General features: G+C 43.9%; 15 protein-coding genes. 12 read left to right on the forward strand and 3 right to left on the reverse strand.

Going from position 1 to position 13,244, the window contains the following annotated elements; all coding sequences use genetic code 11:
* The first annotated feature begins 60 nt into the window (after positions 1–60).
* Positions 61–1,080: a fimbrial protein gene (locus tag AAC853_RS16125; protein ID WP_340615152.1), complete on the forward strand. Its 1,020-nt coding sequence runs from the start codon at positions 61–63 to the stop codon at positions 1,078–1,080.
* Between the two features lie 239 nt (positions 1,081–1,319).
* Here the strand turns inward: AAC853_RS16125 and AAC853_RS16130 are convergent, their stop codons facing one another.
* The 3 genes from AAC853_RS16130 to flgA form a co-directional block, all read right to left on the reverse strand.
* Positions 1,320–1,760, reverse strand: a complete 441-nt coding sequence (locus AAC853_RS16130) for a flagella synthesis protein FlgN (RefSeq protein WP_338885231.1) — start codon at positions 1,758–1,760, stop codon at positions 1,320–1,322.
* Positions 1,761–1,788: 28 nt separating this feature from the next.
* Entirely contained in the window at positions 1,789–2,088 is a 300-nt protein-coding gene (gene flgM, locus AAC853_RS16135; protein WP_338885232.1) for a flagellar biosynthesis anti-sigma factor FlgM, read from the reverse strand.
* Between the two features lie 120 nt (positions 2,089–2,208).
* The gene (gene flgA, locus AAC853_RS16140) at positions 2,209–2,886 is read right to left on the reverse strand and encodes a flagellar basal body P-ring formation chaperone FlgA (protein WP_340615153.1); all 678 of its coding nucleotides are present in this window, start codon (positions 2,884–2,886) and stop codon (positions 2,209–2,211) included.
* Positions 2,887–3,094: 208 nt separating this feature from the next.
* Here flgA and flgB point away from each other — a divergent pair, with 208 nt between their 5' ends.
* The 11 genes from flgB to flgL all read left to right on the forward strand — a co-directional run bounded on the left by flgB (position 3,095) and on the right by flgL (position 13,197).
* Positions 3,095–3,511, forward strand: a complete 417-nt coding sequence (gene flgB / locus AAC853_RS16145) for a flagellar basal body rod protein FlgB (protein ID WP_338885234.1) — start codon at positions 3,095–3,097, stop codon at positions 3,509–3,511.
* Between the two features lie 5 nt (positions 3,512–3,516).
* Positions 3,517–3,921 carry a flagellar basal body rod protein FlgC gene (flgC, locus tag AAC853_RS16150; protein ID WP_047770689.1) on the forward strand — a complete coding sequence of 135 codons (405 nt, stop codon included), beginning with the start codon at positions 3,517–3,519 and terminating at the stop codon, positions 3,919–3,921.
* Between the two features lie 13 nt (positions 3,922–3,934).
* Positions 3,935–4,636, forward strand: coding sequence for a flagellar hook assembly protein FlgD (locus AAC853_RS16155; protein WP_338885235.1), 702 nt, complete (start codon positions 3,935–3,937; stop codon positions 4,634–4,636).
* 15 nt (positions 4,637–4,651) lie between these two features.
* Positions 4,652–5,917: a flagellar hook protein FlgE gene (gene flgE / locus AAC853_RS16160; RefSeq protein ID WP_340615154.1), complete on the forward strand. Its 1,266-nt coding sequence runs from the start codon at positions 4,652–4,654 to the stop codon at positions 5,915–5,917.
* A 21-nt stretch (positions 5,918–5,938) separates the two neighbouring features.
* On the forward strand, positions 5,939–6,694 hold the full coding sequence (locus AAC853_RS16165) for a flagellar basal body rod protein FlgF (RefSeq protein WP_340615155.1): 756 nt from the start codon (positions 5,939–5,941) through the stop codon (positions 6,692–6,694).
* Between the two features lie 16 nt (positions 6,695–6,710).
* On the forward strand, positions 6,711–7,499 hold the full coding sequence (gene flgG / locus AAC853_RS16170) for a flagellar basal-body rod protein FlgG (RefSeq protein ID WP_340615156.1): 789 nt from the start codon (positions 6,711–6,713) through the stop codon (positions 7,497–7,499).
* 67 nt (positions 7,500–7,566) lie between these two features.
* The gene (locus tag AAC853_RS16175) at positions 7,567–8,346 is read left to right on the forward strand and encodes a flagellar basal body L-ring protein FlgH (protein ID WP_340615157.1); all 780 of its coding nucleotides are present in this window, start codon (positions 7,567–7,569) and stop codon (positions 8,344–8,346) included.
* Between the two features lie 15 nt (positions 8,347–8,361).
* On the forward strand, positions 8,362–9,480 hold the full coding sequence (locus tag AAC853_RS16180; protein ID WP_338885240.1) for a flagellar basal body P-ring protein FlgI: 1,119 nt from the start codon (positions 8,362–8,364) through the stop codon (positions 9,478–9,480).
* Complete coding sequence (gene flgJ / locus AAC853_RS16185) at positions 9,480–10,463, forward strand: flagellar assembly peptidoglycan hydrolase FlgJ (RefSeq protein WP_340615158.1); 984 nt, start codon at positions 9,480–9,482, stop codon at positions 10,461–10,463. The genes AAC853_RS16180 and flgJ overlap by 1 nt, the downstream gene beginning before the upstream one ends.
* Positions 10,464–10,564: 101 nt before the next feature.
* Positions 10,565–12,199 (forward strand): flagellar hook-associated protein FlgK, encoded by a 1,635-nt coding sequence (flgK, locus tag AAC853_RS16190; RefSeq protein WP_338885242.1) that lies wholly within the window; start codon positions 10,565–10,567, stop codon positions 12,197–12,199.
* 35 nt (positions 12,200–12,234) lie between these two features.
* Positions 12,235–13,197: a flagellar hook-associated protein FlgL gene (gene flgL, locus AAC853_RS16195; protein ID WP_340615159.1), complete on the forward strand. Its 963-nt coding sequence runs from the start codon at positions 12,235–12,237 to the stop codon at positions 13,195–13,197.
* The last annotated feature ends 47 nt before the right edge of the window (positions 13,198–13,244 follow it).

Consider the following 13,244-nt stretch of genomic DNA (forward strand, 5'->3'; position numbering starts at 1 on the left):
GTAAATCATCATAGTTTTTCGGATGAACAACATAACAATAAGTTATATAAGGGATGACTTGTGAATGTATCAATTCCTTCATGGTTACTATTGGTAGCCATATTTTTATCCTCCTGCGCGGGATATGCTTATACTGATGTCTCTTGTACAGCGCCTTCTCAAACATTGAGTTCATATAAGATATCACTGCCAGTAGATGTACCTGTAGATCAAGAGCTGGAAAAATCGAATGATAGATTGAGAATGGATGCGAGCCCTGTGATTGTTTGTCAAGGAAAGTCTTTGCATAAGACTGAGGCTGTTCTTGGTATCAAGGCATATGGAGTACCGTCAAAAATGATTAATGGCCGGAGAATTTTTCGTTTGGGTAATAGTGGTATTGGGTACGCAATTAGAGGCCTGACCGGGGATCCTAGTGATAGAAAATACATTCGGGGAAATAATAATAGTACGGCACTTAAAACTGTCGCTTTGCGAGATCAAGGTGGAAGAATGAGTGTTGGAATTGCACTTGTATTTTACCGTATAGGTCAAGTAAAACCTGGTCAATACCCTTCCCAGCCTGTGGCAACCGCGACGGTAACACTACGAAATCCTGGTGAAAGCGGTTCAAATAAATATAGTGAAATAGGGCGGTTCAGCACCGGCAATATAGTCGTTGAATCACGCTCTTGTGCCTTTGATAACAATTCAATTCCTGTCACATTAGAACCGATAACGAGTATGCAATTACCTAGAGTGGGTTCCACCGCAGCGGAAAAGGCATTTGATATACCTTTAAATTGTCATGCACATATCAAAGTTAATATGCTTTTACAGGCTGGTTCTCAAGGAGCGTATAATCTCCAAAACGGAATTATTAAACTTAATCCTAATGCCAATGCAGCCAGGGGGATTGGTATTCAAATTTTAGATGGTAAAAAAGCAACGCCTGTTCCCCTTGGAAAGAAAATTGAATATATAGAAACTCGGGCAGAAGGATCTATCAATATTCCTTTAAAAGCGCGTTATTATCGGTATGGTAACGTTAAGGAAGGGATAGTTAATGCAACAGCGACATTCACGATGAGTTATGAGTAATTCCCATTTATAATCTTTCGAATTATTTGTTACTCATTTTAACCTCCTGGAAAGAGAGTGTTCTTGATCTTAATATTGGTATTGGATTATTTTGATTTGAAATATCACTAATTGATTATATAACGAGAATCATTATCTTTTTATAGAAAAAGAGAGAGGCACACAGAAACAGACCCCTTATCAATTACCAATAAACCAAGAGGTCTGTAGGACTTACTGCTTAAGCAGTAATCGAATAATCAAACGCTGATCTTGTGACCGGATAGCGCTGAATGATGACGGGATTGGCCGTCTGCACCATAGAGAGAAGGGCTATGGTGAATTTTCAGAAAAGCGATAGCTTTACTGTTCAATTCAATATGTTGTTCCAGTAAAAATCCGTTATGCGAATTTAAGTCACGAATATGTTCAACAGATTGGTTAACTTGACTCCATAATACTGTGAGCCTTTCATAGCCAGTATAAGGAGCTTTTATTTTTAGTGTTTCATTTAATTGCAGGCGTTTTCGTTCAGCGTGATCGAGTGCTGAAAGCAAAAATGTCTTTTTTTCTGTTACGCTATGTAATTGATTTACTTCAATAAAGCCTTCGCTTAGTATACGCTGTTCTTCTGCCATAGTTTGCGAAAGCGAATTTAAGTGCACGTTTTGCTGTTCAAGCAATAGTTGAAGTTCTTCCATTTATTATGGCTCTTTATGATTTTGATGTTTATTTATCATATTCCATGTTTTCAAGGGCCTCTTTAAATAGAGCATCAGCAATTTTACCGCTGTCCATCGTTAGGGTTCCCTTTGCAATGGCTTCTTTCAATTGTTGTACTTTCTGGATATTAATATCCTGGCTGCTTGGCTGGACGAGCTTTTTCTGCGCTTCGCTCAGCTTAACTTGTGTATCTGCGCTTTTTTCTGCAACAGCGACAATTCTGCGAGTGCTCTGAGCACTTTCATTGGCATTACGCTGCTGTAAAGCAGCCATAGCCAGTAGAGGTTGAGTGCGTTCAATACTCATAATCGTAATCCTTTAATCAGGCATTATTTATTTCTTAGGTATCAGGCGATATACCGCTGGCATGCCTGTAAATCATGGTCTGTTGGTTATATCGGCGTAAAGAAATAAAACTTTAGCCATTTATAACATCATTTTTACACTACCATTTTCTTGAGCTTTACCAGTAATAACCCGTCCAGAACTTAGGCGTACACGGATATTATCAAAACTCGCGGCATTGTTAATCGCTTTTCCTTCGTAACGCACTTGAAAATGGTGTCCATCTACTGTGACGACTACATTTTGCCCAGCTTTAATTACCCATGGACGCCGGATCATATTGCGTTTGATGAATTGTCCAGCAGGGATATTACGAAGCGCAATACTATTTTGTATGGTTTTCTTGTTACGGATTATGTCGCTTGGCAGCTTATCTAAGGAGCCCATTTTTACTTGAAAATCTTTTTCTGTCAGGACCGCATTGCGGTTAATAGCTCGCTTAGAAACCAAATAAGGGCCGATGACATTGACGTAGACTTGAATAAAATGGCGTTTCTGACCACAAGTTACAGGAACAGAAATGTTACCCCAATTTTTGTTGTTAAGTAACGGTTGCATTTCAGGCTGCTCGCAAATTGGCCATTGTTGCTCAGGTGTTTTGATTTTTACTGAAACTTTATGGTTTGATGTGTGATGGATCTGCCTGAAATAGTCATCTATTAATTGCGGTAAGTGATTTCCCCAAGCTAAAGAACAGCCAAAAACAAAAAATAGCTTAAGGAAAAAGGCAAATAACCCGATAAACTTTAATACAGGCATTTCATCACCTTAAATCCCGTTAGTCAGCCATGATTTAAAAAATATTCAGCATCTGTTGGATGTTAGTAGTGTAACTCGATTGATTATTCGTTAATGGGATAAATAGCAATTCAATTTGTTTCTATTCTTCGAATTACCTTTTTCTTCTCCGTTTATTCTGTTAGCTGCTTGGGGCTTATCCCCGACAGAACAAATCCGAGGGAGGAATATGCTCGATAAATTAGATGCCGCTTTTCAATTTCGACAAGAAGCGCTGGTACTCCGTAATCAGCGGCAGGAAATTTTGTCTGCCAACATTGCTAATGCGGATACCCCTGGCTATCAGGCGCGTGATATCGATTTTGCTGCTCAATTACAAAAAGTCATGGCACATGGTCGTGTAACGGGGAATGGAATTGGGCTATCTCTGACTTCCGATCGACATATTCCCGTCCAGCCTCAAAAACGTCTGGAGATGGATCTGCTATATCGTGTGCCATCCCAGACAGCAATGGATGGAAATACCGTTGACATGGATATGGAACGCAGCAATTTCGCAGATAACAGCCTGAAATATCAGGCCGAACTTACTATGACGAATGCGCAAATCAAAAGCATGATGTCAGTTCTACAGTCACAAGGATAATGGGAATGTCTCTACTCAGTATTTTTGATATTGCCAGCTCCGCGCTTTCTGCACAGTCCCAGCGACTGAATGTCAGCGCCAGTAATATGGCGAATGCCGACAGTGTTGCGGGGCCGGATGGAGAGCCATATCGAGCCAAGCAAGTGGTCTTCCGTGTTGCCGCCCCCGCAGGCCAAGAGGTTGGCGGCGTTCGCGTTAGCGAAGTTGTGGATGATCCTTCACCGTTCCGTCTTGAATATCAACCGGGTCATCCGCTGGCTGATGAAAAAGGCTATGTACGTATGCCGAATGTGGATGTCGTTGGAGAAATGGTTAATACCATCTCGGCTTCCCGTAGCTATCAGGCAAACGTTGAAGTACTTAATACCACCAAATCCATCATGTTGAAAACGCTGACACTGGGCCAGTAACAGGAATATCGTTATGGGAATGACCACTTCAATTAATGAATCATTGGATAATTCAGCAATCAGTGAACTGTCTAAGTTTACCAACCAAAAACCGCAAAATAGTGGTGATATCAAAGATAGCTTTTTGAATATATTGGTGGCTCAGCTTAAAAACCAAGATCCCACTAATCCAATGCAAAACAGTGAGTTGACTTCACAGATTGCCCAGATCAGTACTGTTGAAGGTATTGAGAAACTCAATAAAACGCTGGGTTCCATTGTCGGGCAAATGGACAGCAACCACGTGATGCAAACGACAGCACTGATTGGTCGAGGTGTCATGGTTCCTGGCAATGAGATTTTGGTGGGTTCCAGCGCAGATCCTATTGGCTTTGAACTGAACCGACCCGCTGATATCGTCAAAGTGACTATCAAAGATAAAAGTGGCGCAGTCGTTCGCGAGATGGAATTCAATAAAGTCGATCCCAATGCATTCGAATATTTGGGTGCTGGTGTACACAGCTTCAGATGGGATGGTAAAGACGCAGAAGGCAATGCCGTAGAACAAGGCGCTTATCATTTCAGTGTTTCCGCAAGCCAACAGGATCAAGCGTTGATGGTCAATTCCCTGAGATATGCCAAGGTTGAAGGCATAGTGCGGCAGGAGAATAGCGCTCAATTGGATTTAGGGCTGATGGGTGCGGTAAACATGGGCGAAGTTCGTCAGATTCTTTAATTAAACGGAGGACATATGGCTTTTTCACAAGCGGTCAGTGGCTTAAATGCCGCAGCAAGCAACTTAGACGTTATTGGTAATAATATCGCAAACTCGTCAACCTATGGATTTAAATCCAGTTCAGTGGCTTTTGCAGATTTGTTCAGTGGTTCAGATGTTGGATTGGGTGTCAAGGTTTCGGGCATGGTGCAGAACTTTAAGGATGGTTCTATCACCAAAACCAACGATCAATTGCATATGGCGATCACGCAGGGCGGTTTTTTCCGTATGCAAGATACCAACGGGAATATTTTTTATTCCCGCAATGGTCAATTTAAAATGGATGCCGATCGTAATGTGATCGATATGCAGGGAATGAAATTGACAGGTTATCCCGCCATTCAAGGCAAAGAAGGGCCTGAAATTCAACAGGGCGCGGCACCTGAGCCGATTTCGATTCCAACCAATATGCTGACGGCCAAGGCGACGACAGAAGTCGCTATGACGGCTAACCTGAATTCGATGCATAACCAGATCGAAAAAACGCCAAATTATAAATTTGATCCAAGTAACAAAGAGACTTTTAACTACAGCTCCGGTATTTCGATATACGACAGTCTTGGTAATGAACACAATATCAATGTGTTTTTTGTCAAGACAGGTGTTGTTAATAAAAATGAAGGTAAGGCCGGGCCAGAAAACTGGGTAACTCAGTGGGATATTCATGCCCTCGATACTTCTGTTAAAGACGCAAAATCTGAATCATTAGGTAGTGTCGAATTTAATGGTAATGGCCAACTGGTGAAAGATGAAAACAAATTTTCTTTCGGGATGAAATCCTTGAATGGTTCTGAGCCGGCACAAGTCACTTTTAATTTTAATGGCAGTAAACAGCAAAGAGTCAAAGAAGACTCCATTTCTAACCAGAAGCAAGATGGTTATGCGGCCGGTCACTTTACCAACTACCAGGTTGAGAGTGATGGCAAAATTTACGGCCTTTATTCTAACGAGCAGAAACAAGTGTTGGGACAAGTCGTACTGGCGAACTTCTCCAACCCAGCAGGCTTGGCTTCACAAGGTGATAACGTTTGGATAGAAACCGGTGCATCCGGTAGCCCAGTGGTGGGTACTGCGGGTTCAGGTAATTTCGGTAAATTGATCAGTAGCTCATTGGAAGCATCAAACGTTGATATGAGCCAGGAGCTGGTCAGTATGATCGTCGCCCAGCGTAATTACCAATCTAACGCCCAAACCATCAAGACGCAGGATCAAATTCTGCAAACTCTGGTCAGCATGCGTTAATAGGCTCAGGCGGATAGCTTTATGGATCACGTCATTTATACCGCTATGGGAGCTGCGCGCCAGACACTGGAGCATCAGGCTATCACAACCCATAATCTGGCCAATGCGTCAACACCAGGCTTTAAAGCCCAGCTTGCTGCACTGCGTGCCGTGCCAGTTGAAGGTGAAACTTTGCCGACACGTTCGCTGGTTGTTGCTTCTACCCCTGGCGCAGATAGCCGTCAGGGGCCGATGAATTATACCTCCCGTCCGTTAGATGTGGCAGTCGGACAAGGTGGCTATTTGGCTGTTCAGCTTGAAGATGGGACAGAAGCCTATACCCGCAACGGAAACATCCAAATTTCACCTGAAGGACAACTGATGGTGCAGGGGCGCATGTTGATGGGCGAAAACGGGCCGATTGATGTTCCGCCGCAGGCTGAATTAACCATTGCAAAAGATGGTGCCATTTCTGCTTTGATTGCCAGTGATCCGCCCACTTTGCTGGGCCAGATTGGCAAGCTGAAAATCGTCAAACCAGAAGCTAACCAAGTGGTGCGGGGCGATGATGGTTTGTTCCATTTAACGCCACAGGCACGGGAACTACAGGGCAATGAATTGGCGGCCAGCACCGAAGTGAAAGTTATGCCGGGTGTACTGGAAGGCAGCAATGTGAATCCAGTAGAAAGCATGGTGAACATGATAGCCAACGCGCGTCGCTTTGAAATGCAAATGAAAGTCATACACAGTTCCGATGAAAATGTGCAGCGGGCTAACCAAATTCTCGCTATGAGCTAATCGGGGGGATAAGTTCATGATCCGATCTTTATGGATTGCCAAGACTGGGCTGGATGCTCAGCAAACCAATATGGATGTTGTTGCCAATAACCTGGCAAACGTCAACACTAATGGCTTTAAACGCCAGCGTGCAGTGTTTGAAGATTTGCTTTACCAAACCGAGCGTCAGCCGGGTGCCATGTCATCTGAACAGACCAATCTGCCGTCAGGGTTGCAGATTGGTACGGGGGTTCGCCCAGTTGCGACAGAGCGGCTGCATAGCCAGGGTAATCTGGTGCAAACCAATAGTAGCAATGATGTGGCAATTGAAGGGCGAGGTTTTTTCCAGATCCAGATGCCTGACGGCACAATGGGTTATACCCGTGATGGTTCATTTCAGAAGGATCAGAATGGTCAGTTGGTGACTGCGGGTGGTTTTCCGGTTGTGCCTGCCATTATCATGCCAGACAACGCCACTAAACTCAGTATTGCCCGTGATGGGATTGTCAGTGTATATGTACAGGGACAGGGACAAGCTGCCCCTCAACAGGTTGGACAACTTACTCTGACTACGTTCATCAATGAAAGTGGTTTAGAAAGCATTGGTGAGAACTTGTATTTGGAAACCAACAGTTCCGGTGTACCTATAGAAAATGCACCAGGCATCAATGGGGCTGGAATAATTCGTCAAAATTTTCTCGAAACGTCTAACGTCAATGTGGCGGAAGAGTTAGTTAATATGATTCAGGTTCAGCGAGCCTATGAAATCAACAGCAAAGCAGTATCGACCTCTGATCAAATGCTGCAAAAACTGACTCAGTTGTAACCTAACCGTTAATGGTGGAGGGATCCCTTTCTCCACCATTTCTACGATCAACTTAAGAGCATAGAAGATGGATACAGTGCCTGTTGCCGAAAGCCATGCTAAAAACCATGTAGCTTATGGCTCCACTGGTTTACGGAAAGACCAGAGAAATCAGCGGCGTATCAGTATATCTGTGGCGGTACTCGCATTGTCGGCACTGACATTGGGGGGCTGTGCTTATATGCCGCATAAGCCGCTGGTGGAAGGGCAAACAACAGCAAAACCCGCCGAAGCGCTTGCCCCAACGCCAAATGGTTCTATTTTTCAAACTGTCCAACCGGTTTATTACGGCTATCAACCGCTGTTTGAAGACCGCCGTCCACGTAATATCGGTGATACGCTGACGATTATCTTGCAAGAGAACGTCAGCGCGAGCAAAAACTCTTCAGCTAATGCCAGCCGCAATGGAAAAACCAGTTTCACGGCTGCCTTAACTCCCCGTTTTTTACAGGGATTGATGGGCGGTGAAAAAACCGATCTGGGCATGGAAGGAAATAATGAATTTGGCGGCAAAGGAGGGGCAAATGCCAACAATACTTTCAGGGGCACAATTACTGTGACCGTGGATAAGCTGCTGGCCAATGGCAACTTGCATGTGGTGGGGGAAAAGCAGATTGCCATTAATCAGGGAACGGAGTTTATTCGTTTCTCTGGTGTTGTTAACCCACGCACGATCACGGGCAATAATACAGTAAGCTCTAATCAGGTTGCTGATGCTCGTATTGAATATGTTGGTGATGGCTATATCAACGAAGCGCAGCACATGGGTTGGTTGCAACGTTTCTTTATCAATATCTCACCGTTTTAAAAGAGGATGGTCAGGATGAAAAAATTAGTCGCCAGCCTTTTTACATTTTTGTTGGTGCTATCCAGTGTGTTCACCTCTACCTGCGTTTTTGCGGAACGTATTCGTGATTTGACGACGATTGAGGGAGTCAGGGATAACGCGCTGATTGGTTATGGTTTAGTCGTCGGTCTGGATGGAACGGGTGACCAAACCATGCAGACGCCTTTTACTACCCAAAGCCTGGGCAATATGTTGTCACAGCTAGGGATCACCGTACCCGCCGGTACAAATATGCAGCTTAAAAACGTCGCTGCCGTGATGGTGACAGCCAAGCTGCCCCCTTTTGCGCGTGCAGGGCAGAGCATTGATATTGTTGTTTCCTCACTCGGTAATGCTAAAAGTTTGCGCGGTGGTACATTGCTGATGACCCCATTAAAAGGGGTAGATAACCAGGTCTATGCGTTGGCTCAGGGCAATATTCTCGTGGGCGGTGCAGGTGCGAGTGCCGGTGGTAACAGTATCAAAGTCAACCAGCTTGCAGGGGGACGGATCTCCAACGGTGCAGTGATTGAACGTGAATTGCCAACACAGTTCGGCCAGAAAGGTACACTAAACCTGCAACTGAATGATGATGATTTCGGATTGGCTCAGAAAATCAGTGATGCGATCAACCGATTGAATGGAAAGGGGACGGCGACACCATTGGATTCCCGCACTGTTCAGCTGCGTTTGCCGATTGAGAACAGCGAACAAGTGAGGTTTCTTGCCCAGGTACAGAATTTGTCTATTCGGGTAGATGCCGGTGATGCCAAAGTGATTTTCAACTCCCGAACAGGATCTGTGGTGATGAATCGCAATGTGACCTTGGACAGTTGTGCAATTGCCCATGGCAGTTTGTCTGTAACTGTTGAACGCCAAATAGTGGTTAATCAGCCTAATACCCCATTGGCGGGAGGCAGTACCGTTGTGACCCGTAATACGGGAGTTGGCATTCAGGAGCAGGGTGGTGCTTTGCAGCAGTTGAGTGCCAGCGCGAACCTGACACAAGTTGTACGTGCGTTGAATGCATTGGGCGCAACGCCAACAGATTTAATGTCAATCTTGCAGGCAATGGAGAGTGCAGGTTGTCTGCGGGCAAAATTGGAGATTATCTGATGAATGACTTTCTGAAGATACCCAATGCAGCTTACGATGTTAACTCATTGCATTCACTGAAAGCTAAACTGTCACAGGAACCACACCAAGGGCTACGGCAAGTAGCCCAACAATTAGAAGGCGTCTTTGTTCAGATGATGCTGAAAAGTATGCGTTCCTCGTTGCCACAGGATGGCATTTTAAGCAGTGATCAGACCCGTTTTTATACTTCGTTGTACGATCAGCAAATAGCCCAGGATCTTTCCCAAAAGGGGTTAGGATTTGCTGACATGATCGTGAAGCAATTCTCTAATGCGAATAATGTGCCTGGTGAATTAGCCAGCACCGTACCGATGCCGCTGGATAATGAAATCCTGCAAACACTACCGAAGCAGGCATTGGAACAATTTATGCGTCGGGCTATACCTGATTCTGGTGATATGTCTAAAAACGCCTCTCTGGCTTTTTCCAATGGGGCAGCTCAATCAAAGTCATTACCAATGCACAATGCCAGCTTTGTTTCCATGCTTTCTTTACCGGCAAAATTGGCAAGTCAGCAAAGCGGCATTCCTCATTTATTGATCATTGCCCAGGCAGCATTGGAATCCGGTTGGGGGCAGCGAGAAATTCTGACGGCGGAAGGCAGGCCAAGTCATAATTTATTTGGTATTAAAGCGGGGAAAAACTGGAAAGGACCTGTCACCCATATTATGACGACGGAATACATTGATGGCGAACCGAAGAAAATGCAGGACAGTTTCCGCGTTTATGGCTCTTATGTGGAAGCGATAACGGATTACGTCAAATTGCTGACGGAAAATCCCCGTTACGCTAAGGTTGCAGAATCAACCACAGCGGAACAAGGCGCCTATTCCTTACAAGAGGCTGGATATGCTACCGATCCCAGTTATGCCAAAAAACTAGTGTCATTGATCCAGCAGTTAAAAAATACCGGCCATCAAATGGCAAAAGCCTATGCCTATGATTTTGATAACCTGTTTTAAGGGAACCAATTCGCTCAAGAATCAGGGTATTTTGCCGATAACTGTAGCAGTGAATTACCTCCTGCGATGGAGGCGTAACGAAAACGTAAAAGGATCTACACATGTCCAATAATCTTATCAATACTGCCATGAGTGGTATTAATGCTGCGCAGGTGGCAATGAGTGTAGTAGGTAATAACATTACCAATTATAATGTCGAAGGATATCACCGACAGACAACGGAAATATCGCAAAATAATGGAAGCATGTCACCCGTTGGTTTTATTGGCAATGGTGCGCACGTTAATTCCATTAATCGTCAATATGATGAGTTTGTCAGCGAACAATATAATGCTGCAAAAACGAAATATGAAGAATTAGTTGCATACAATAGACAGGTTGATCAAGTTGACAATCTGCTGGCGGATAAGGTAACCAGCCTTTCCAGTTCTATGGGCGATTTCTTTAACAGTATGAGTACACTTGCCGGTAACGCAGAAGACATTGCGGCAAGAACCACTGTACTGGGTAAAGCTGAAGGTTTGATTAACCGATTTAAAGAAACTGATCAAGCGCTTAATAAGATGAACAGCGGTATCAATGCCCAAATTGAACAAAATGTCGAGGAAATCAACAAATACGCGGAAGAAATCGCCTTTTTAAACAATGAAATTTCTCATATGCATGGTACAGGGGCGGGAAAACCTCTTGCTTTGCTGGATAAACGTGATCATGCGCTGAGTGAGTTAAATAAACTTGTTAAAGTAGAAATGATTCAGCAAGACGGTGGTGTTTACAACGTCTCATTTGGTGGCGGCATGTCATTAGTATCGGGCAGTAGATCCTATCAATTGGAAGCCATTCCATCCAGTGCAGACAACGGCCGTATTGCTTTGGGTTATAACAATAATGTCGTCGGCACGAAAGAGATTGATGAGCGTTTTATCTCGGAAGGTGCATTGGGTGGTGCATTACGTGTGCGTAGTGAAGTGATAGACCCAACCCGTAATCAGCTAAACCGATTGGGGTTAGTGATGGCGGATCAATTCAATCGGGTCCAGCGTGGTGGTTTCGATCTAAACGGTGAAAAAGGCATTGATTTCTTCAATTTTTCACAACCAGATACCATTGCTAACAGCAATAACACTGGTACAGCCGACATTAAAGTGGAATATACAGATACCACTAAAGTAAAAGACAGTGATTACACCATCAAATATGAAGATGGTGCCTGGAAAGTGCAGCGTGTTGCTGACAAGGAAATGATCCCGGTAAATGGTAATACATGGGAATTTGATGGCTTAAAAATTGAAATTAATGCGACTAATCCGCAAGATAATGATCGGTATACACTGAAAACGGTTAATGACGTAATAGTTACACTTGAAGTCAATATTAAAAACTCTTCCCAGCTGGCAACGGCGGGTGCCAAAGACTCAGGCCAAAGTGATAACGAAAATGCGAAGGAATTCGTTAGCCTGCAAAAACAAAAGCTGGTTGATGGGAAAAATACCTTGACTGATTCTTATGCTTCGCTAGTCAGTACCGTGGGCAGCAAGGCTAATAGCGCTAAACGCAGTATGGAAGCTCAGGATGTCAAGGTAAAAGAGTATAATCGGGTTCGCGAGTCTATTTCTGGCGTTCATCTGGATGAAGAATACGGTGAACTACAACGCATGCAACAATACTATTTAGCAAATGCCCGTGTTATTCAAACCGCATCAACATTGTTCAATGCTATTTTAGACATTCGTTAATCATTATTGGCTAAAGAAAAAAAGGAAGTAATATTGTGCGCGTAAGTACGAATCTTTTATATAGCCAAAAAATGAATGGGGTTTTTGGCTCCCAATCTAAATGGATGCAATATGGTGATCAGTTATCCAGTGGAAAACGTGTCATTAATCCATCTGATGATCCATTGGCTGCTTCACAGGGTATTATGATTGCCCAATCTGAGTCGCAAAATCAGCAATTTGTGGCGGCTCGGGTCTTTGCTAGAAATACGATGTCAATCCAATCGAGCACTATCTCCAGTGTTGTATCGGTGACAATTAATGTTAAGGAAAGATTAATTGCGGCGGCTAGTGAACAGAGTGATCACAATCGTGAATCTTATGCCCAGCAATTAGATGGCCTTAAACAACAATTGATGAATCTTGGGAATCAAACCGATGGCAATGGCCGCTATATTTTTGCTGGTTATAAGACAGACGAGCCACCTTTCGAAGCTGATAACAGTGGAAAAGTTCACTACAAAGGTGGGGATCGAGCTATAAGCCAAAGGGTGGATGATAATCGCTCCATGGTTATTGCCCATACAGGGGAGAAAGTCTTTTTATCGGCGACATCTAACCCGATTAAAGAGCCTGATGGTAGTGTAAGTGAATCAGATATTTTCGCTTCCATTGATTTCGCGCTCGAGGCGCTTGGCAAGCCATTCACTAATGCTAGCGAAGCAGAAAGAAAGGAAGCAAAGGAGTTGATTGACCGGGCTATCCGAGGTGTAGAAAATAGTTTGAACAACTTATACGCGGCGGATGCCGTATTAGGGGTACAACTTCAGGAAATGGAACAATTGGATGCGTTAGCCAGTGAACGCAGTATTGCCAATCAAGTTCGTATGGGCGAATTGCTTGATGTTGACTGGGTCTCTACTATTTCCAGTTATTATCAGGAACAGGCCGCATTGAATGCTTCCTATAAGGCTTTTTCTGATTTAAAAGGGATGTCATTGTTTGAGATGTATCGCTAATTAAGATTGGTATATTTCCAAACTTTCAAGTTACAGCTTTGTTGGTT

Source organism: Xenorhabdus thailandensis (assembly GCF_037996785.1).
In the GTDB taxonomy this organism is placed as follows: Bacteria; Pseudomonadota; Gammaproteobacteria; order Enterobacterales; family Enterobacteriaceae; genus Xenorhabdus; species Xenorhabdus griffiniae.

Coding starts and splice junctions, on each gene's coding strand:
- AAC853_RS16130 (WP_338885231.1), bottom strand. CDS start 1,760: ATGGAAGAACTTCAACTATTGCTTGAACAGCAAAACGTGCACTTAAAT.
- flgM (WP_338885232.1), bottom strand. CDS start 2,088: ATGAGTATTGAACGCACTCAACCTCTACTGGCTATGGCTGCTTTACAG.
- flgA (WP_340615153.1), bottom strand. CDS start 2,886: ATGCCTGTATTAAAGTTTATCGGGTTATTTGCCTTTTTCCTTAAGCTA.
- flgB (WP_338885234.1), top strand. CDS start 3,095: ATGCTCGATAAATTAGATGCCGCTTTTCAATTTCGACAAGAAGCGCTG.
- flgC (WP_047770689.1), top strand. CDS start 3,517: ATGTCTCTACTCAGTATTTTTGATATTGCCAGCTCCGCGCTTTCTGCA.
- AAC853_RS16155 (WP_338885235.1), top strand. CDS start 3,935: ATGGGAATGACCACTTCAATTAATGAATCATTGGATAATTCAGCAATC.
- flgE (WP_340615154.1), top strand. CDS start 4,652: ATGGCTTTTTCACAAGCGGTCAGTGGCTTAAATGCCGCAGCAAGCAAC.
- AAC853_RS16165 (WP_340615155.1), top strand. CDS start 5,939: ATGGATCACGTCATTTATACCGCTATGGGAGCTGCGCGCCAGACACTG.
- flgG (WP_340615156.1), top strand. CDS start 6,711: ATGATCCGATCTTTATGGATTGCCAAGACTGGGCTGGATGCTCAGCAA.
- AAC853_RS16175 (WP_340615157.1), top strand. CDS start 7,567: ATGGATACAGTGCCTGTTGCCGAAAGCCATGCTAAAAACCATGTAGCT.
- AAC853_RS16180 (WP_338885240.1), top strand. CDS start 8,362: ATGAAAAAATTAGTCGCCAGCCTTTTTACATTTTTGTTGGTGCTATCC.
- flgJ (WP_340615158.1), top strand. CDS start 9,480: ATGAATGACTTTCTGAAGATACCCAATGCAGCTTACGATGTTAACTCA.
- flgK (WP_338885242.1), top strand. CDS start 10,565: ATGTCCAATAATCTTATCAATACTGCCATGAGTGGTATTAATGCTGCG.